Origin of the sequence: Bacillus sp. UNC322MFChir4.1 (assembly GCF_000746135.1) — a bacterium.
Taxonomy (GTDB): domain Bacteria; phylum Bacillota; class Bacilli; order Bacillales; family Bacillaceae_G; genus Bacillus_A.
Genome location: NZ_JQKQ01000029.1, coordinates 1 through 20,817, shown reverse-complemented (window position 1 = coordinate 20,817; position 20,817 = coordinate 1). Strand labels below are relative to the sequence as shown.

Here is a 20,817-nt window from a genome sequence, read left to right as displayed (position 1 = left end):
AATTTCTAATTTGTTTAATGTAAAGAAAACATTTTATAATAAGGATATAACTAATCAGAAAAAGGTGACATTCCGACCAATGAAAAACCGTGTTCTTCAATTTCTATTCGTTGTTGCAATTTCAACTATTTTACTATTTGTTTTAAACAGATCATCTATATCGTTATATGCCTTCGCTGGAGTAGTATTCTTTATTACAGCTGTCGGTATTGCTTTCGTCATCTTTATTGAAAATCGCTCCCCGCAAAGTACGTTAGCTTGGTTTTTAGTATTAGCGATTCTCCCTATTTTTGGCGTATTTTTGTATGCATTATTTGGCCGAAGCAGATGGCGCCGAGTAAAACATTTACATCGTGCTGAAGAGCAAAGAAAGTTGTTCCGTGAAATTTTAGAAGGAAAACGATTGGAACAAGAAATCCCATCGTCTCTAAATGAACACTCTGCCCATTTGACTACGATCATTCAAAAATTTGGCGGGGGACCTATTGCTGATGAAACTAGAGCAACATTGCTAACAAATGGCGATGAAACATTTACAGAGATTTTGTCCTCCATTCAAGAAGCCAAACATCACATTCATATTCAATATTACATTTATCGAGCTGATGAAATTGGAACAAAGATCCGGGATGCTTTAATTGAAAAAGCGAAAGAAGGTGTCATTGTCCGCTTTTTATTTGATGACCTCGGAAGCTATCCGTTACGAAGCACCTTTTTGCAACCGATGAAGGACGCAGGAATTGAAGTAGTAGAATTCGACCCTGTCCTTTCTCCATGGTTAATCGAAACGGTCAATTACCGAAATCACCGAAAAATTGTTATTGTTGACGGAAAAATTGGATTTACAGGTGGATTGAATGTTGGAGATGAATATCTTGGTCGTTCGAAGAAATTTCCAATTTGGCGAGATAGTCATTTAAAACTTGAAGGGAAGGCATTGTACAAACTACAAGCAATCTTTCTAGAAGATTGGTTATACGCACGCAGTGGATTAAATAGCTATTCTTGGGAACCGTTTATGAAGAAAGAGTACTTCCCAGGATGGACCGTACAGACAGAAGGTGCTGTCCAAATTGTCGCAAGTGGTCCAAGTGCAAATGACAAAACGATTCGAAATGCCCTGTTAGCGGCAATGACATCAGCAAAACGTTCCATTTGGATTGCAACGCCCTATTTTATTCCTGATCAAGAAACATTAACATTACTACGTTTAAGTGCGATCGCTGGAATTGATATCCGTATTCTATATCCTGGCATAAGCGATAGCGTGATAAGTGATCAAGCTTCGCAATCTTACTTTGCCCCGTTATTAGAAGCTGGTGTTTCGATTTATCGCTATAAAGATGGGTTTATGCACGCCAAAATTGTGTTAATTGATGATGAGATCGCCACAATTGGCACAGCAAATATGGACATTCGTAGTTTTGAACTGAATTATGAATTAATCGCGATGTTATATAACTCCCAGGCTGTCCTTGATATTAAACGTGACTTCGAACAAGATTTTAAAGACTCTACAGAAATTCGCTGGGAAGTATTTCAAAATAGAAGCCTTCGAAAAAGAATGCTAGAATCACTAATGCGACTTATTTCACCGCTTTTATAAAGGGAAACTTCCATCAGTGCGGGGGCTTTATCCCCCATCTATCTTCTTTTGCTTCTCTCTAAATTTTGAGGCGGGGGTCTTACTGCCCACGAATAGCAAAATAAGGAAACATCTCCCAAATTGGAAGATGTTTTTTCTTTGCGTCACTTATGAAAACACGTTATCATAAGAAGGATTGTTTACTTGATGAAAATAATGTTAGGTGGGAAATACATGTTAGAACAATTTCATATACATGATGGATTAAAAGAGCAACTTGTAAATATTCATGAAACAAATAAACAAGCAGCTGGCAATGCTGCTACTTTAATTGGAACAAAAATGTATAAAGCAGCAGATAATAGCATTATTGAAGATGCAATTACTGCATTACTTCTTGGCAAAAACGTTCTATTAAAAGGTCCTACAGGAAGCGGTAAAACCGTTCTTGCTGAAACACTATCTTATTTATTCCAAAAGCCAATGCATAGCATTAACTGCTCTGTTGATTTAGATGTAGAAGGAATTTTAGGATACAACACATTAACAACAAAAGACGGTGCCTCTGAAGTTACTTTCGTGGATGGCCCATTGATGAAAGCAATGAAAAATGGTCACTTCCTTTATATCGATGAAATTAACATGGCAAAGCCAGAAACGTTGCCACTTCTTCACGGTGCACTCGATTACCGAAAAATGATTACAAACCCTTTCACACAAGAAGTTGTGTATGGCAATGATGAATATCGTGTAATTGCTGCAATTAACGAAGGGTATGTTGGAACGAGCGAACTAAATGAGGCGTTAAAAAACCGTTTCGTTATTATTGAAGTTCCTTATATTCAAGGTGAAACATTAAAAGAACTGTTATTAGCTGAATCAAAATTAAAGAATGCAGCAACAATCGAAAAGTTTGTCGCATTTGCAAGTGACTTAATGCCCCTTGCTCGCGATGGTCGTGTCAGTGAAGAAGCAGCAAGTATTCGTGGTATTATCGATGCCTGTGATTTAAGTGTATATATTCCAGTAATGCGTGCAATTGAACGAAGTATTATTGCAAAATTAAGCGATGAGACGGAACAAATGACGGTGCGTGAATTAGCAGAAAGCTATTTCTTTGAGGGATAATTCATGAGACAAATTTTTAGTGACAAAAAAATCGATGCGTCTCTGTTTCTGCAAATGGAAAACTTAATGTACGCCCTTCTAAAAGAAGAAAATGCATATTTAGAATATGGATATAAAGCATATTATGACGAGATCGAAAATAAAATTGTCATCAGTCACTTTTGGGATGATCGAAGCGAAACGGATAAAGTAATCGGCTTAAAAAGTGAAGTATATTTAAAAGCGCTTGGCAACAAGCATCATTCCGATATGCAACTTATTCGTAGCTATGCAAAAGAATTACAGCAATCACCGCTTAAAAATTTTTTAACACAGCTTTTCGTTCTATTAGAAGATTTACGAGTGGAAGAAATTGTGAAACGCGAGCGTCCTGGTACAAAACCAATTTTTGCGCGCCGAAAAGAAATGTATCGAAATTATTTCAGTTCACAATACGAAATTAACCGGATCCGTAATTATCATGCTGATATGCTCATTTGTTTATGTTACTTAACAGTAACGAGCGACAAATACGAAATGTTTAATAACGACTACTTTGAACAGATTGAAGCAATTTTACACGAAACATTCCAAACAAGTGCAACGGAAGATACGATGTATGTTGTTGAAAAAATTCGCTATCGTTTAGAAGAGCTTTTAGAACATGATATGATTAATAACTACTTTGGCCTGGCGCCGCTCAATACTTCTGTCATTTTTGACAAAATTGAAGAACGAGTAGATGAATTAGCAAACGATGATACCCAAATCGTAGATGACGATGATAATAAAAATAAAATTGATGAGAGCTTCTCTACATGGCATCGTGAAAATAAAAACAATGAAAACGAGAACTTCTTACGCTTTGAATTAGAAAGCGGTACAAAAACAAATATGATGGGTGATACAGCTCGTGAGTCTGAAGATGGTGATCAAGCACTCGGTTCCGTACAAGGTACTTCCCAAAAAAGTACGCAGTCGAATTTCGACGGTGCCGACGCTGAAGATACGAGAGCATCTCATGCTTCGAGCCAAAGTGAAGGTGCATACGGTAAGTATAACGCCGGCGCATCGCATACTTTTAAAGAAGCTCGCAAGCCGCAGCCTGATGAGAAGAAAGACTATCAAGCGATAAAATCTGTCGTAAATAAAGATGTAAAAGAACTAAAGAAAATTATCGAAAAAACAATTGAAAACAAAACAAACGCCAACGCTGATAAATACTATGGAAGACTTCGTAAAAAGTTCTTACGTATTTATACAGAAAAACAACCGCGTATGTTTTATAAAAAAGGCCAAGAATCACAAGAGCTTGACGTTGTCTTTCACCTGTTAGTTGACTGTTCTGGCTCAATGTATAACAAAATGGAAGAAACGAAAAAAAGCGTTGTTCTGTTCCATGAAGCTTTAAAATCATTAAAAATCCCGCACGCCATTAGCGGATTTTGGGAAGATGCTTCTAGCGCCACACCCGAAAACAAACCAAACTTCATTCATGAAGTCGTAACCTATCAAAACTCAACGCTGCCAAGCATTGGTCCAGAAGTCATGCAACTTCGTGAAGAAGAAGATAACCGTGATGGATATATTATTCGTATCGTTTCCGAAAAACTGGCGAAACGTCCGGAAAAGCATAAATTTTTGCTCGTCTTTACAGATGGCGAACCGTCTGCATTAGACTATCAACAAGATGGTATTTTAGATACACACGAAGCTGTAAAACTAGCTCGTAAAAGCGGCATGGAAGTCATCGGAATCTTTATCGAAGAAGGCGAAGCTAAAGAAGCGACGTATCAGCTCATGAAAAATATTTATAACCACCACTTTTTAGTAGCGAATCATGCGGAAGATTTACGCTTGAAGATTAAACCGTTATTGAAGAAATTACTACTGAAGACGATTGAATAAAAACCGGAGCTGGGTGCAGCTCCGGTTTTTTGGTCGTTTCGTGCCGAAGAATCTTTATTCTGTGTCGAAGCGCCCATATATTTTCATTTACGCCGATATATGATGAAAAGTCGCCGATATATTTAAAAAAGCGCCGATAAAAAATAAAATTTTTTGGGCATATTAAGAATCAAGTAGATGTGAAAGGATGGTTCTCTTCCAAAATGGATGAACAATATACGGATGTTACTACTGCTGAGGCTAGACATCAATATATCATTCCTGAGGAGTTTCCTGAAGGGCCTTACGGTTCTGCCTCTAATAAAAAATTAGGAAAATCAAATCCTTGGGATAAAGATCAAAAAACACATAAAGCATTTAGCAACGAATATGAAAAACAATTTGAAGAAACAGAAAGGCAATACCCCGAAACCGAATGAAGTTAGGTCAACTAAAAAAAGAGCCGATCCAATCGACTCTTTTTCTATTAGCTAATAACTAGCTCAGTTGCTAATTTTTTTTTTAATTTTTCAAGCATGTCAGCTGTCATTTTGTCTAAATCGTAGTCTGCTTTGAAGCCCCACTCTTCTTTTGCTGCTGTTGCATCAATTGAGTTTGGCCAGCTATCTGCGATTGTTTGACGAGCTGGATCAACAGCGTAATCCATCGTAAATGTTGGAATGTGTTTACGAATAGATGCTGCAATTTGTTCTGGCTCGAAGCTCATTGCTGTAATGTTAAATGCATTACGATGTTTCAACTTACTTGGATCTGCTTCCATTAAAGAAACGATCGCTTGTAATGCATCTGGCATGTACATCATATCCATGTATGTTCCTTCTCCAATGTAAGAAGTGTACGCACCTTTTTTAATTGCTTCATAGTAAATTTCAACTGCATAGTCAGTTGTTCCTCCTCCAGGAGGTGCAACGTATGAAATTAAACCTGGGAAGCGAACGCCGCGCGTATCTACACCAAACTTATGATTGTAGTAATCACATAATAGCTCTCCAGATACTTTGTTTACCCCGTACATCGTAGTTGGACGCTGAATGGTGTCTTGCGGTGTATTATCTTTTGGCGTTGTTGGACCGAATGCACCAATTGAGCTTGGCGTGAAAAACTTACAGTTTAATTCGCGTGCCGCTTCTAATGCATTTACAAGGCCACCCATATTTAAGTTCCAAGCAAATAGCGGATTTTTTTCTGCCGTTGCAGAAAGTAACGCTGCCAAGTGAATGATTGTATCAACTTCATTACGCTTTGCAATATCATGTAATTTTTGACCGTCAGTTACATCTAAAATTTCAAATGGGCCAGACTTTACAACTTCGCTATCTGTTTCACGAATATCTGTCGCAACAACGTTTGATGCACCGTATACATCACGAAGTTTCATTACAAGTTCAGAACCAATTTGACCTAAAGAACCGGTTACTAGAATTTTTTTCATTTTCCCCACTCCTCATTAGTAAGCTTTCTTAGATGTACATGTGTTAAATAATGCCCATTTCTTTTCCAACTTTTTCGTACGTGCGAATTGCTTCATCAAGCATTTCTTTCGTATGTGCTGCTGTTGGCATATTACGAACACGTCCTGTTCCTTTTGCTACAGTTGGGAACACAATTGATTTTGCGTATACGCCCTCTTCGTTTAGACGTTTACTAAATTGTTGTGTTAAGACTTCATCACCAATAATACAAGGCGTAATTGGTGTTTCACTTTCTCCAATGTTAAAACCAAGCTCTTTTAAGCCTTTTTTCAAATAGCGACCATTTTCCCATAAACGGTCATGCAGCTCAGTGCTTTCCATTAAGATTTCAATTGATCTCATACAAGCAGCTGCATCAGCTGGTGTTAACGCTGTTGAGAATAAGAATGGACGCGAGCGCACTTTTAACCAATCGATTAAGTTTTTCTTACCAGCAACATATCCACCAATAACACCGATTGCTTTCGATAATGTACCAATTTGGAAATCGACTTTATCAGATAGCCCAAAATGTTTCACCGTACCAGCACCTTTTCCAAGTACGCCAGAACCGTGTGCATCATCAACATACGTCATTAAATCTAGTTCTTCTGCAATTTCAACGATTTCTGGTAGTTTTGCTATATCGCCATCCATTGAGAATACACCATCTGTAATAACCATTAATTTATTGTAAAGACCTGATTCTTTTGCTTCGATCGCTTTTTTACGTAAATCTTCCATATCGGAATGTTTATAAACAATAATTTTTGCTCTTGATAAACGAGAACCATCAATAATAGATGCATGGTTTAATTCATCAGAGAGAATTGCATCATTTTTATCCATAACAGCTGAAATCGCTGCCATATTACAGTTAAAGCCAGACTGATATGCAATTGCTGCTTCTGTATGTTTAAATTTCGCAATAGTTTCTTCTAATTTGATATGCAAATCAAGTGTACCGTTAATTGTACGAACAGCCCCTGCACCAACACCATATTTATGAATTGCACCGATTGCCGCTTCTTTTAAACGCTCGTCTGTTGCTAATCCAAGATAATTATTTGAAGATAGATTAATATATTCTTGTCCGCCAATTGTAATGATTGGTCCATTCGAACTTTCAAGCGGATCAATAACGTTATAAAGCCCCTTTGATTTTAAATCCTCTAGGTTTTCTACTAAAAAATTGTCAAGTGTTTTGCTAGACATCGTGAAACCTCCCTATCGTTCATATAAAGACAGTATTACCATAATACTCCCTCTATCAGCTTAACACATTTTGGAAAATTGTTATAGCGAAATAGCTTAAAGTAAACGCTTACATCTACAGATTATATCTTATATAATGACAGAAATCTATTATTATTATTTGGATTTTGTTACAATTTAAAAAAACGCTTTCAAGGAGAGGATACAATGTCTTATACAGAATCTGACGTTTACAATGAGGACCTATTTTTTGAACAATATATGAAACGTAGGCATCGAACTGATAACCCAAACGACACGATTGAAAAGCCCGCTCTCTTACAGTTGCTTGGCCACATAAAAGATAAAAGTGTTCTTGATCTTGGCTGCGGTGATGCACAATTTGGAGTAGAGCTATTACAGAAAGGCTGTCAATCTTATACTGGAATTGAAGGCTCACATCGTATGTATGAAGAAGCTAAGAAGAAATTACAAAATACAAATGGCATTGTCCATCTTTTAAACCTCAAAGACTATACATATCCACCTTCTACTTTTGACATCGTTACATCTAGACTCGTCCTTCACTATATTGAACATATTGATGATACATTCAAACAGATTTATCAAACGCTAAAACCTGGCGGGACTTTTGCCTTTAGTGTTCAACATCCAGTTATCACCTCTGCATTTGAAAGCTTACAAGCCACTGGAAAACGAACAAGCTGGCTTGTTGATGACTATTTTAAAACTGGCAAACGCGTCGAGCCGTGGATTCATGAACAAGTTGTTAAATACCACCGAACAATTGAACAATACTTCCTATCTTTACAAAAAGCTGGTTTTACGATCACTAGTTTACGCGAAGCAACACCAGAACTTCTGAATTTTCAAAGCGAAGAAGAATATACGCGTAGACTGCGCATTCCTTTGTTTCTATTATTTTCTTGCACAAAATAAAGTGAAACTTCATGGCAGTAATCTATGTGCTGAAAAATAAAAATAACTTTCTATAAGGTAAGTGTATTTTCAGTGGAATTATCCCCCTTATCAAACCTCTAAATGAAATATATAGCTGAATAGTTACTACAGTTTTTAAAAATGACACAAAAACTCCTTTTTTTAGAAGGGAGACGAGAGTATCTGGCCGTGCATAGAAGTGATATCGAAAAATTAAAATGAATTTATATGGAAAAAGCACATCAACGATCCTTTATTTAAGAATATAAACAACACAAAAAATGGTAATTTATACAAAAAAGAAACTTCCATCAGTGGGGGGATTACCTCCCAAAAGTAGCGAGATAAAATTGATGACGAAATTTGGAGTACGGCTGACGGTATAATGGCTACTAGCCTAATATTGCAAAGTATGGACAACACTTTGCAAAGTTAAAATTGTACTTTTAAACTCTCAATTTCTTCCTAATAAAAAACAACTCTCGTAATATAGAGTTGTTTTTTACTTTGTATTCTTATTCATAATATGTTATATTCTAAAAGTATCTCCGAGAAGAGTTCAGTATATCAGAAAAATTTATTTAGTTAAAATTTTCTGATTATTGTATTATTTTACATTCTATTTAAGCGAGAAATAATACACTTGAAAACGCTTATTTTAATCTTTTCAGGGGAAAAATACGATGACGGAAGATGTTTTTATAGAATTTACAAAATTATTTTATTCTATTCCCATATAATACTATTGACTTCTAAATATTTTGTAAATTAAAATGATTACATAAATATCCGTTGATCAAGATTAGGAGGAATGAAAATGGATGCAGCTGTAAAGTTAGACAAAGCTGGAGAACAACAATCACCAAAGAAACATCCTCCGGGATTGTATTTGTTGTTCTTGACAGAAATGTGGGAAAGATTTAGCTACTACGGAATGCGCGGTCTTTTAGTTCTTTATTTAACAACTACTGTTGTAAGCGGAGGTCTTGGATTTGATAAGGCTTTTGCAGTACAATTATATGGAATTTTCACAGCTTTAGTATATTTCACACCAATTGCTGGTGGATGGTTAACTGACCACTTTATCCCAAGACGCCTTGCCATTACTATTGGCGGTATTATCATGGCACTTGGTAACTTTGTTCTATTTTCAATGAATACAAAAACTGGACTATTTTTAGGATTAGGATTATTAGTTATTGGTAATGGATTCTTCAAACCAAACATCTCTACTCTACTAGGTGAACTTTACGGTGAAAATGATAAGCGCCGTGACAGTGCTTTCACAATCTTCTACATGGGTATCAATGTAGGAGCTTTCTTTGCACCACTTATTTGTGGTTTCCTAGCAGAAGATTTCTTTAAAACAAGCTCTAATGGCGTTATGGTCATGGGTTATAAATATGGATTCTTAGCTGCTTGTATCGGTATGATTATCGGTCAGATTTTCTTTAATCTATTAGCTCCTCGTTACCTTGGTGATGCGGGAACAACAGTTGTAGGTAAAAAATCAAAAGACAAAAATGCACAAGCTATCGAGAAAAAACCTTTAACGAAACAAGAAAAGAACCGTACTTGGGCAATTGTCATTTTAACTTGCTTCGTTGTCTTCTTCTGGGCAGGTTTTGAACAAGCAGGTAGTTCGTTAACACTATATACAAATACTTTTGTTGATCGTACAATTTTCGGATGGGAAATTCCAACATCTTGGTTCCAATCCGTTAACCCAGCATTTATCGTAATATTAGCACCATTTGTGTCAATGTTATGGATGAAATTATCTAAAACAAAAAATGGCGACTTAAAAGTTCCAACAAAAATGGCACTTGGTATGATTTTACTAGGAATTGGTTATCTTGTTTTAACATTAGCTGTTCTGAAAACTGGAAGCGATGAAGCACATATTGCTACGAAAGCGAATTTATTATTCATCGTCTTCACATATTTATTCCATACAATTGGTGAGTTATTCTTATCACCAATCGGTCTATCAATGGTAAGTGCAATTGCTCCTGTAAAATTAGCATCTCTATTAATGGGAGTATGGTTAGCAGGTTCTGGTATGGCAAACTACCTAGCTGGGGCACTAGCTTCCTTCACACAATCTTTAGGTTACTTAGAAGTATTTGCAAGCATCGGTATTATCGTTATTGTATTAGGCGTAGTACTTCTTATGTTCTCTAAAAAAATTGCACATATGATGGAATAAAGAAAAAAAGCGGAGAAATTTCTCCGCTTTTTTTAATGCTCCTCTAATGCAGTGATATCTACTTGAACTGTTTCATCTGGTGTTTTTATATCGTGTACATTAGCAATCCTACTTGTCTCATCACAGCTTTCGATCCAAACAGGCACACCTTGATATGTAACGTCAATTCTACTTGATGATGATAAAATTTGTTTTACTCGTTTTATATCCATCATTGTTCCCTCCTTATTGTTTATTACATTCTTTTTTATATTGCCGTGTCTGGATGAATTTTATCCCATGTAACCTCTTCTCTTTATTTCTCCACAATTTGAAGATAAAAAAATAGGTATGTATACATACACACCCATTTTTTTCACAATATTTTAATTTTAAGAAAATAACGTTTTTAAAATCCCGTTTACTTTCTCATTGTTTACTTCATAATATACTTCTAAGCCACGTCTTTCAAAACGTACAACTTTATTTTGTTTTAATTTTGTTAAATGTTGCGATACTGTAGATTGCGGAATTTCTAATACTTCCTGCAATTGTGTTACATTACAAATTCCACGCTGCATCAGCTCCATTACAAGACGAAGACGAAGCGGATGAGCTAGTGCTCGTAACATTTGTACATCATCTTCTGAAATACGACAATCGAATTGATTTTGACACATATTTTCCCCTCATTTTTTTTATATTTATACATATTTATTTTTTATATTTCTATTTCGTTATCCCATTCTATATTCAATTACTTCCTATAATAAAAACCACATTCCTCCTTTATTATAGAGAGAAAACTCTCTTTGGATATTTGAACATTATACTATACTGCTTAGAAAAAAAGCAAAGTATCTGCTAGGGAATTCCTTCCTTTCGAAAATAAATTTCTCAACATTTTTGTTATATTTTTTTTGTATCCATAATAATGTTTATGATTAATTATTCAAATCCCAAAAATTTATAGTAGCGAGCTAAAAATGATACAAGGATTTATAAAGTGAAACTTTAATCAGTGGGGGTTTTCTTCATCCCCCACTGATTATTAGTTGAACCAATCGGGCTTTTACGGGCAGTTTATCTCCCACCTAACTTCTTTGCTTTTGCTGAATTTTGAGGCGGGAGTATTACTGCCCGTTAATGCGGGATAAACAACATCATACTCTTTACTATATATCCCCCCTTTATTTCTGCGGAACTTTTACAATTACGGATTCTACGAAACAATAATACTATTTTCACATTGACAATAGTGTTTAACGAGGATATACTAAACATGTAATTTATTTGTGAAACATTTCACATTAAATGTGAATAAATTCACATATTATATATAGGAGATGTCGCAATTATGAATACATGGACACAAGTTTATGACCCCTTACACAATATTTGGCTATCAGCACTTGTAGCCGCAATTCCAATTTTATTTTTTGTACTATGCTTAACAGTCTTTAAGATGAAAGGATACATATCTGGATTTTATAGTGTGATTTTAGCTATCATTCTTTCTATATTTGTCTATAAAATGCCAGCAACTATGGCGGTATCCTCCGCTGCATTTGGTGTAGTAGCTGGATTTTACCCAATTTGTACAATTGTTATCGCAGCAATTTTCCTTTACAAACTAACTGTAAAAACTGAACAATTTAACGTCATTCGTGATAGTATTTCTAGCATTACAAGCGATCCTCGTCTTCAAGTATTATTGATTGCTTATTCTTTCGGAGCTTTCTTAGAAGGTGCAGCAGGTTTTGGTGTACCAGTTGCTATTACAGCAGCACTGCTTGTAGGTATGGGATTTGATCCATTAAAAGCAGCAGGTATCTGCTTAGTTGCTAACATTGCCGGCGGTGCGATGGGTGCAATGGGTATTCCAGTTACAGTACCCGCTCAATTAACACAACTTGACGCATTAACTGTTGGCCGTCATGCAGTTGGAATTTTACCATTTATTAGTTTCATCTTACCATTCTTACTTGTTGCAATCGTTGATGGTTTCAAAGGAATTAAAGAAACTTGGCAAGGTATTCTTGTAAGCGGCGGTTCTTTCGCTCTTACTCAGTTCGTTGTAACATATTTCCTTGGTGCAGAACTTACTGATATTTTCGCAGCTGTAGTTAGCATGATTGCATTAGCATTATTCTTACGTGTGTGGCAACCAAAATCTTCAGCACAAGATAAACCAAATAAACAAGAAAAACATAGTTATACTATGAAACAAATTTTATACGCTTGGTCACCATTTGTATTCTTAACTGCATTTGTAACAATTTTTAACTTAAAAGCAATCAAAGCTTTATTCGCTCCAAATGGTGCATTAAGTAACTTAGTATGGAATCTTCAAGTACCTGGCCTGCACAATCACGTAATGAAAACAGCGCCAATCGTTAAAGCAAATACACCATTTCCAGCAGTCTTTAAATTAGATGTATTCTCATCAACAACTACTGCAATTGTACTTGCAATTATCGTATCTTTACTTGTATTCCGTGTAAACGGTAAGTTAATAAAAGAATTAGCTATTGAAACATTAAAAGAGTTAAAAACACCAATTTATACAATCTGTAGTGTAATTGCATTAGCATATGTAACAAACTATTCTGGTATGTCTTCAACTCTTGGATTAGCTTTATCATCTACTGGAGATGCATTCCCAATTCTGTCTCCAATCTTAGGTTGGATCGGCGTATTCTTAACTGGTTCAGTCGTATCAAGCGGCTCTCTATTTGCGCCCCTTCAAGCAGTTACAGCTGCTCAATTAGATATCGTTCCTTCTACTCTCGTTGCCTTAAACGTAGTAGGCGGTACAATGGCAAAAATGGTATCACCACAATCAGTTGCTGTAGCTTGCGCAGCAGTTGGAATCGTTGGTAAAGAATCAGAGCTATTTAAAACAACAATGAAATATAGCTTAATCTTCTTATTCATTATTAGCTTACTTCAACTTAACGCAGTGTTTAATATTTTCTAATATAAAAGGCTGATGACTCGTTCATCAGCCTTTTTTCTCCATTTTTTTAATCTCTACTCGCTTAATTTGATGCATATCTTTTTCAAGAATCGTAAATGTCCATTCACCAACAACAGTCCTATCTCCTTCTGCAATTGGTTGTCCTTGCATCATTAACCATCCCCCAATTGTGTCAACATCTTGTTCATTTAAATGTAAGCCGAACAAATCATTAATCTCACTTATTAACACTTTTCCGTCAACGATTTTACAATTGTCGCTAATATGTTGAATAGGCGGATGTTCATCCTCATCATATTCATCGCGAATTTCTCCCACAATCTCTTCTAGAATATCTTCAAGCGTAACGAGTCCTGCTGTTCCGCCGTATTCATCATATAAAATGGCAAGCGGAATCCGTTTTTTTTGCATGCTGAGCAATAAATCATGTATAGGTATGTTTTCCATTACTTCAATAACCGACCTTGTATATGTCGTGATTGATTTTGCTTCTTGTCTCTCTCCATCCATATAGCGAATAAAGAAATCTTTCACATTCACCATTCCAATTACTTCATCTTTATCTTCACCAAATACTGGATATCTTGTATATTTTTCTTGCCGAATAATTTCAATATGTGTTTCAAATACATCTTCTGCATATAATCCAACAATCTCTGTCCGCGGCACCATAATTTCTTTGGCAAGGCGATTGTCAAATTCAAAAATATTATTTACATATTTAAACTCTGCTTGATTAATTTCTCCGCTTTCATAACTCTCTGATAAAATGAGGCGGAGCTCTTCCTCTGAATGTGCTACTTCATGTTCAGAAGCCGGTTCTAAACCAAATAAACCTGCTACAAAACGAGCTGCATGATTTAATGCCCAAATAAATGGATACATAATGCGATAAAAATAAATCAGTGGCTTTGAAAACATGAGACTGACTTGCTCTGCTTTTTGAATTGCAAATGTTTTTGGTGCCAATTCTCCAACTACAACATGAAAAAACGTAATAACTGCAAATGCAATAATAAAAGATACAGTATTCGCAATTGGAGGAGAGATATGAAGTGTAATCAATATAGGCTCTAATACATGTTTTACAGTTGGTTCACCTAACCACCCCAGTCCCAGTGCTGTAATGGTAATCCCAAACTGGCACGCTGACAAATACTCATCCAAATGAGAAATCACTTTTTTCGCCGCTACCGCTCCCCGCTTTTTCTCTCCTACAAGTTGATCAATGCGGCTACTGCGTACTTTCACAATCGCAAATTCAATTGCAACGAAAAAACCTGTTAATGCAATTAAAGCGACAACTAATATTAAATTCCCTATTTCCAAATATCTCCCTTAGCTGTAGGCAGCTAAAGTTACACCTCCCGTAAGATAAGTTTAGCTATCCTTAATTTCTCTCATTTTCTCACAAGAAAACCTGTATAAATTTCACAAATTTTTATCCTGCTTGGGACAAAGAAAAACTCCCACTGATGGGAGTTTTATTTTATTTCTCATACAATTCAATAGGCAAGCCATCTGGATCTTGGAAAAACACAAAACGTTTTCCAGTTATCTCATCAATTCGAATGCTTTCCGTTTGTATACCGTGCTGCTGCAAATATGAAGCAGCATCTTCTATAGATGAAACAGAAAATGCTAAGTGTCTTAGTCCAACTGCTTCAGGAAAGCTTGCTCGCTTTGGCGGATTAGGAAATGAAAATAGTTCAATTTGATATGTATCCCCCACACACAAATCCAACTTATAGGACGCTCTCTCTTCTCGATATACTTCGCGCAAGACTTGAAAACCGAGTACTTCTGTATAAAATTTTTTTGATACTTCATAATTGGAACAAATAATTGCAACGTGGTGAACAGCAGTAATATTCATCTTCTCTTTCCCTTTCTTGTATATTCTCCTTTGAAATGAAAAACCTATATACAAAGTTACCTATAAGGAGGGTTACTATGAAATTTTTCACATTTGGTCTTGGACTCATTGTTATATTTTTTCTTGCTTTTATAGCAAGTAATAATCGAAAACACATTAAGTTCAAACCAATCATTCTCATGCTTATTGTACAATTAATTTTAACGTTTCTACTATTAAATACGCAGGTCGGTCTAATCCTCATTACAGCCGTTTCAAATTTATTTAATGAGTTATTAAAATATGCTGCGGCAGGTGTAACCTTTGTATTCGGCGGCTTATTAAACAAAGGCGAAATGTCCTTCTTTTTAAGTGTTTTACTGCCAATTGTATTTATCTCTGTCTTAATTGGTATCTTACAACACTTTAAAATTTTACCACTCATCATTCGTTGGATCGGTTTTTTCCTTAGTAAAATAAATGGCCTTGGTAAATTAGAATCCTACAATGCTGTTGCCTCAGCTATTGTCGGACAATCCGAGGTTTTTATTACCTTGAAAAAACAACTCGGACAAATTCCAAAGCATCGTCTGTACACACTGTGTGCTTCTGCAATGTCAACAGTATCCATGTCCATCGTTGGCGCCTATATGACGATGATTGAACCAAAGTATGTTGTTACTGCGCTTGTCTTAAATTTATTTAGTGGGTTTATTATTGTATTAATTATTAATCCATACGATGTAAAAGATGAAGAAGATATTTTAGAAATTAAAGAAGAAAAGCAAACTTTCTTTGAAATGCTAGGAGAGTACATTTTAGATGGATTTCGCGTCGCGATCGTCGTTGGGGCAATGCTAATTGGTTTCGTTTCTCTTATAAGCGCTATTAACGGTTTATTTGCAATTGTTTTTGGTGTTACATTTCAACAACTGCTCGGATATGTCTTTTCTCCAATCGCCTTCATTATTGGTGTACCTGCCTCAGAAATTGTCCCGGCCGGTAGTATTATGGCAACAAAACTTATTACAAATGAATTTGTAGCTATGATGGATTTAGGTAAACTTGCGAGTACACTCTCCCCTCGTACTGTCGGGATTATTTCCGTCTTTCTTGTCTCTTTTGCAAACTTCTCTTCTATTGGAATTATTTCAGGCGCAGTAAAAGGTTTACATGAGGAACAAGGAAATGTCGTTGCCAGATTCGGTTTAAAACTCCTATACGGTGCAACCTTAGTCAGCATTCTATCCGCGACTATTGTTAGTGTTATGATTTAAACTTGGAAAAATTTTAATCTTTTTTTTCGTTTATTTTTTGTATACGATTATTCTTAAACAGATGCCTTATCATCATAAAGGCATCTGTTTTTTTGTAAAAAAAACTCAAAATATCTTTATAAAACGATATGTTTCATATATTTCATTTTCATGTCAATTAAAAATTTATAGTGAAAACTCATTATATTTATGTAAAATATAAAGTGTGTGTTTTTTTAAATTATAAGAAAATATATGAATTGATTGTTTAAAGGAGAAATATTAATGAAACCTGATTTAGAAACGATAAATAGAGCATTACAAAAACGCTCTAAGAAAAAGCGTGTATTATGGTTTGTTCTCGTTCCTTTATTCCTTTTGATTATTGGAGGAGGCAGCTATTGCTTCCATATATATAATAAAGCACAGGCTGTTGCTAATGGGGCTTACTCAGAATTAGGTCGCGGCGATAAATCAGACAAACGCGAAAAAGCAGTAAAACCGATGAATGATAATATTTCGGTCTTAATTATGGGTGTCGATGAAAGTGATACACGAGCAAAAGAATACGGAGGTGCAACTCGTACAGATGCATTGTTACTTGCAACGATTAATAAAAACGATAAATCTGTGAAACTATTAAGCATTCCTCGTGATTCTCGCGTATATATTCCATCGAGAAAGAAAGAAGATAAAATTACACACGCACACGTATTTGGTGGCGTGGATAGTACAATTAATACAGTAGAACGCTTTTTAGATGTTCCTGTTGATTATTACGTAAAATTTAACTTTAAATCATTTATAAAAATTGTTGATTCTCTTGGCGGTATTGATGTAGACGTACCAGTTGCATTTACTGAACAAGACAGTAAAGACAATCAAGGTGCTATTCACCTTGAAAAAGGTTACCAACACTTAAATGGTGAACAATCGCTTGCCTTAGCAAGAACACGTCATATTGATAGTGATTATATGCGCGGTCAACGTCAACAACTTGTTTTAGAAGCAATTGCTAAAAAAGCATTATCTGTAAATTCGATTAATAAACTCGGCAACTTACTTGATGCAGTCGATCATGATTTAAAAACAAATTTAATTTTCGACGATATGATGGCAATTACGAAAAATTCAATGGATTCTAGCTTAAAGATTGATAAATTGCAAGTAAAAGGCGAAGACAAATACGTTGATGGTATATACTATTACGTTCCTGATGAAAAGAGCGTTCATGATATTACGAAGGAACTACAAACCCATCTTGGTGTTACAGGTAAATTAGATCATAAGAAATTATAAGAAGAAAAACAGCTGTTTATCACAGCTGTTTTTTTGTTTTTAATAATACAGATAAAATTTCTGTAGCTGCTATGCAGAATACTTCATAACCGCCCCTATGCACAGCCAGATGCTCTTGCCCTCCTATAAAGTGAAACTTCCATCAGTGGAGAGCCTTTTTATCTCCACTGATGGAAAGCTCTCACCAATCGGGATTTTACGGGATAAAAAAGGGATTTTAGTTTTTAACCTATATACATGTAATTATAGGTAATTATATTACAAAAATGTAACGTTTTTTATCGAAATGTTACACATGTAATAAAATTAATAGTATACTAATGTATAAGAATTACTACTTTTATCATTTATACGTTAGAAATAATATTAATTTTAAAATCTTCTTTTCGGAGGGAAATGAATGAAATTACGCAATTTGATTATTGGTTCTGCAATTGCTGGTGGAGTCCTTCTTTGTGCTGGTAGTGTTAGTGCTTATCAATATGTGTCCAAATTGAATCATCAGTTAGATACATACGCTTTACCCCACACAACATTTGAAGGAGTTTCCATAGACGGAAAAACGAAAGCAGATGTTCAAAAAATCATTCAACAAAAAATTGATGAGTTAAATCAAAAATCTGTGAACTATGTCTTAAAGGACGAAAAACATACATATACTTGGCAAGAGCTAGGAATTGAATATAACAGTACAGATATTGCAAATAAAATTTTCAAAGAACAAAAGGGCAATATTACTAATCGTTATAACATGCGAAAACAAGCTGAAACAGGTGAGGTAAAGCGCGACTATAAGTTAGAGCCTTCTATAAATACAGCAAAATATGATGCGTTTATTAAGGAAAAATATAATGATTCTTTAGTAGATCCTGTTGATGCCGACTTATCTATCTCTGGCACAACCATTGCTATTAGCGAAAGTAAAGATGGTGAAAAAGTTGATAAGGAGAAATTAAAAACTCTCACAACAGAAGCCGTTAAAACAAATAAACAAGATATTCAAGTTCCCATTACAGCTGTGAAACCAGAACGCTCAACAGAAGATGTAAAAAATATGGGGATTCAAGAAGTAATTGCTGAATACTCTACTCCTCTAGCTGGAAGAAACTCAAGTCAAACGTTTAATGTACAGCGTGCTGTTAATACATTAACAGGAGTATTTGTTAAGCCTGATGAGACATTTAGTTTTAACGGCCGCGTTGGTATAACAGATGCAGCACATGGTTATAAATCGGCAGCTGTATATGTAAACGGAAAAGTAGAGCAAAGTGCCGGGGGTGGTGTTTGCCAAGTAAGTAGCACATTATACGGTGCCGTATTACGCGCTGATTTAGGAGTTGTAGATCGAAGTAATCATTCCTTACCAGTCCATTACTTACCTCTTGGCCAAGATGCAGCTGTTGCTGACTACGGCCCTGATTTAAAATTTAAAAATAATACGGGGAAATATATTTATATTCAAGCAGTCACAAACGGCAGTAGTGTAACTACTCGTATTTTCGGTACAAATACAGGAAAGAATGTAGAGGTTTCTTCGAAAGTGATAAGTGAAACTGATAAAAGCATTGTGGCTGTAACATATAAAAAGGTAACCCAAAATGGGCAAGTGCTCTCGAGCGGTCAAATTTCAAAAAGCACATACAAAAAGGCGTCGTAATTCACGCCTTTTTGTTTTGTAATATAGAAATAAAATTACTGATATGCCCTTTTACTTCTTCTATTTTCCACATACGATTTCCATACTGTTCAACTTCTTGCTGTACTTTCTTCCAATCTGCTCTTTGCTCTATTTGAACAAATTCTTGTAATAATTTTTCCTGCGTTTCTTGTTCTTCTTGCTCTTTAAATTGTTGCATAAGATGAGTCATTTCTTCTTCATATATACTTAATGTACAGTACGCTCTAAGAAAATATTGAAATGTTGAATACATAAATTCCCCGCCTTTCTTATTTCTCAGAAGGATAAGAAGTAACAATTTTAAAGCCAAGCTGACTTCCTTTATCTTTTTGCAACACAGTCACTGTATTACGAAGGCCATCCTTTACTTGCATATTCTTTTTTAATACCGTTTTTCCAACTGCAAAGTTATGCTTCGTATTCAATACAAGACGGTTTTCCTTCGACTCTTTTAACCACTTTTCAATTTCTTTTTCATGCTGCTTTATCGTATCTTTTACCGCTTTTGTTGCTGTTTCCTTGTCATAATATGTACTTGCAGCAGATACATTATCTGTACGTAATCGTTCTTTCAACTGCTCATCTGTTTTGCCAACGTGACGCTCTAGCGTATGACCATTTTTCGGTGGTCCTTCCATTTCATCTAAAATTTTGTCACTAACGTTTATAGTGGGTGTAGCCTGATTATCTTTCGGCTTCGCCTGACTTGAACATCCACTTACTACAAGAATCATCATAAGCATCATGCTTATAACAACAGTCCATAACTTTTTCATCGTATCACCTCTTTCATGATTATTGTATTATCTTTAGAAAAAGTCAATTCTATCATATGAGAGGACTCCCACCTCTAAACATATGTGAAGGTGGTGAGGTGAATCGAAAAAATATTTTATTTTCAAGTAAACAAATAGAAACGTACGTTCTTTTTTTGTATAATACCCTTAACAAGGAGGTGAAAAAATGACAACGGAAAATCAAATGAATTATAAAACTCTTCAGATTTGGATTAAAAAAGGACATCGTATGTATTCTTATTTTCAAGAATCTTGCCAAAATGCTAAAAATATGTATAACACGACAAACTTTTATATACGACAAGTGTATACAGGTTTGACACAAGATAAGGAATTGCAACCTTTACAAAAAGAAGTTTTGGATACAATTGATAAAAACATTGGGAAGATGAATGAGACACAACTTCTTACCTATCAAAAGAAATTGCAAAAAGAGAAAACAAAACCAAAAGAAAAACAAAAAGAAGTGAAATGTAATTTATTTTCAGAACCAACTACAGAAAAACCTTATGTAGATTATAACTTTCTGGATGCATTATTTAAAGCGATGATTCAGAAG

General features: G+C 35.3%; 18 protein-coding genes and 1 pseudogene. 11 read left to right on the top strand and 8 right to left on the bottom strand.

The genetic code is table 11. The features are described 5' to 3' along the window. Nucleotides 1-79 precede the first annotated feature (79 nt). The 4 genes from BR72_RS12230 (at nt 80) to BR72_RS12215 (ending at nt 5,019) form a co-directional block, all read left to right on the top strand. Nucleotides 80-1,606, top strand: a complete 1,527-nt coding sequence (locus BR72_RS12230) for a cardiolipin synthase (protein WP_035433394.1) — start codon at nt 80-82, stop codon at nt 1,604-1,606. 213 nt (nt 1,607-1,819) lie between these two features. Next, the gene (locus BR72_RS12225; RefSeq protein ID WP_035433393.1) at nt 1,820-2,713 is read left to right on the top strand and encodes an ATP-binding protein; all 894 of its coding nucleotides are present in this window, start codon (nt 1,820-1,822) and stop codon (nt 2,711-2,713) included. 3 nt (nt 2,714-2,716) lie between these two features. Next, complete coding sequence (locus tag BR72_RS12220; protein WP_035433392.1) at nt 2,717-4,600, top strand: vWA domain-containing protein; 1,884 nt, start codon at nt 2,717-2,719, stop codon at nt 4,598-4,600. A 203-nt stretch (nt 4,601-4,803) separates the two neighbouring features. Then, nucleotides 4,804-5,019 carry a hypothetical protein gene (locus BR72_RS12215; RefSeq protein WP_035433391.1) on the top strand — a complete coding sequence of 72 codons (216 nt, stop codon included), beginning with the start codon at nt 4,804-4,806 and terminating at the stop codon, nt 5,017-5,019. Nucleotides 5,020-5,066: 47 nt separating this feature from the next. On the opposite strand, the gene BR72_RS12210 is transcribed toward BR72_RS12215, so the two are convergent. Together BR72_RS12210 and BR72_RS12205 are read right to left on the bottom strand one after the other, a co-directional pair. Then, nucleotides 5,067-6,032, bottom strand: a complete 966-nt coding sequence (locus BR72_RS12210; protein ID WP_035433390.1) for an L-threonine 3-dehydrogenase — start codon at nt 6,030-6,032, stop codon at nt 5,067-5,069. A 43-nt stretch (nt 6,033-6,075) separates the two neighbouring features. Further along, nucleotides 6,076-7,266 (bottom strand): glycine C-acetyltransferase, encoded by a 1,191-nt coding sequence (locus tag BR72_RS12205; protein WP_035433389.1) that lies wholly within the window; start codon nt 7,264-7,266, stop codon nt 6,076-6,078. A 207-nt stretch (nt 7,267-7,473) separates the two neighbouring features. On the opposite strand from BR72_RS12205, the gene BR72_RS12200 reads away from it, so the two are divergent. Then, the gene (locus tag BR72_RS12200) at nt 7,474-8,205 is read left to right on the top strand and encodes a class I SAM-dependent DNA methyltransferase (RefSeq protein WP_035433387.1); all 732 of its coding nucleotides are present in this window, start codon (nt 7,474-7,476) and stop codon (nt 8,203-8,205) included. 817 nt (nt 8,206-9,022) lie between these two features. Continuing rightward, nucleotides 9,023-10,414 (top strand): peptide MFS transporter, encoded by a 1,392-nt coding sequence (locus BR72_RS12195; protein ID WP_035433386.1) that lies wholly within the window; start codon nt 9,023-9,025, stop codon nt 10,412-10,414. A gap of 32 nt (nt 10,415-10,446) precedes the next feature. Here the strand turns inward: BR72_RS12195 and BR72_RS12190 are convergent, their stop codons facing one another. Then, nucleotides 10,447-10,626 (bottom strand): acid-soluble spore protein H, encoded by a 180-nt coding sequence (locus BR72_RS12190; RefSeq protein WP_035433385.1) that lies wholly within the window; start codon nt 10,624-10,626, stop codon nt 10,447-10,449. Nucleotides 10,627-10,785: 159 nt separating this feature from the next. After that, the gene (locus tag BR72_RS12185) at nt 10,786-11,073 is read right to left on the bottom strand and encodes an ArsR/SmtB family transcription factor (RefSeq protein WP_035433384.1); all 288 of its coding nucleotides are present in this window, start codon (nt 11,071-11,073) and stop codon (nt 10,786-10,788) included. A 677-nt stretch (nt 11,074-11,750) separates the two neighbouring features. Here BR72_RS12185 and BR72_RS12180 point away from each other — a divergent pair. Beyond that, complete coding sequence (locus BR72_RS12180; RefSeq protein ID WP_035433383.1) at nt 11,751-13,373, top strand: lactate permease LctP family transporter; 1,623 nt, start codon at nt 11,751-11,753, stop codon at nt 13,371-13,373. A gap of 24 nt (nt 13,374-13,397) precedes the next feature. On the opposite strand, the gene BR72_RS12175 is transcribed toward BR72_RS12180, so the two are convergent. Together BR72_RS12175 and gloA2 are read right to left on the bottom strand one after the other, a co-directional pair. Beyond that, complete coding sequence (locus BR72_RS12175) at nt 13,398-14,702, bottom strand: hemolysin family protein (RefSeq protein WP_035433382.1); 1,305 nt, start codon at nt 14,700-14,702, stop codon at nt 13,398-13,400. Between the two features lie 160 nt (nt 14,703-14,862). Continuing rightward, nucleotides 14,863-15,249, bottom strand: coding sequence for an SMU1112c/YaeR family gloxylase I-like metalloprotein (gene gloA2, locus BR72_RS12170; protein ID WP_035433381.1), 387 nt, complete (start codon nt 15,247-15,249; stop codon nt 14,863-14,865). 77 nt (nt 15,250-15,326) lie between these two features. Between gloA2 and BR72_RS12165 the strand changes: the two genes are divergently transcribed. The 3 genes from BR72_RS12165 to BR72_RS12155 all read left to right on the top strand — a co-directional run bounded on the left by BR72_RS12165 (nt 15,327) and on the right by BR72_RS12155 (nt 19,440). Further along, nucleotides 15,327-16,505 carry a NupC/NupG family nucleoside CNT transporter gene (locus BR72_RS12165; RefSeq protein ID WP_035433380.1) on the top strand — a complete coding sequence of 393 codons (1,179 nt, stop codon included), beginning with the start codon at nt 15,327-15,329 and terminating at the stop codon, nt 16,503-16,505. A 264-nt stretch (nt 16,506-16,769) separates the two neighbouring features. Beyond that, nucleotides 16,770-17,783 carry an LCP family glycopolymer transferase gene (locus tag BR72_RS12160; RefSeq protein ID WP_035433379.1) on the top strand — a complete coding sequence of 338 codons (1,014 nt, stop codon included), beginning with the start codon at nt 16,770-16,772 and terminating at the stop codon, nt 17,781-17,783. Nucleotides 17,784-18,183: 400 nt separating this feature from the next. Then, nucleotides 18,184-19,440 carry a VanW family protein gene (locus BR72_RS12155; protein ID WP_035433378.1) on the top strand — a complete coding sequence of 419 codons (1,257 nt, stop codon included), beginning with the start codon at nt 18,184-18,186 and terminating at the stop codon, nt 19,438-19,440. A 1-nt stretch (nt 19,441) separates the two neighbouring features. Here BR72_RS12155 and BR72_RS12150 read toward each other — a convergent pair whose 3' ends face one another. Both BR72_RS12150 and BR72_RS12145 read right to left on the bottom strand, forming a co-directional pair. After that, nucleotides 19,442-19,714 carry a hypothetical protein gene (locus BR72_RS12150; protein ID WP_035433377.1) on the bottom strand — a complete coding sequence of 91 codons (273 nt, stop codon included), beginning with the start codon at nt 19,712-19,714 and terminating at the stop codon, nt 19,442-19,444. Between the two features lie 16 nt (nt 19,715-19,730). Further along, nucleotides 19,731-20,237: an RNase A-like domain-containing lipoprotein gene (locus tag BR72_RS12145; protein WP_035433376.1), complete on the bottom strand. Its 507-nt coding sequence runs from the start codon at nt 20,235-20,237 to the stop codon at nt 19,731-19,733. A gap of 187 nt (nt 20,238-20,424) precedes the next feature. Between BR72_RS12145 and BR72_RS12140 the strand changes: the two are divergent. Further along, nucleotides 20,425-20,817 (top strand): annotated as a pseudogene (locus BR72_RS12140) (RNA-guided endonuclease InsQ/TnpB family protein); the annotation flags it as partial.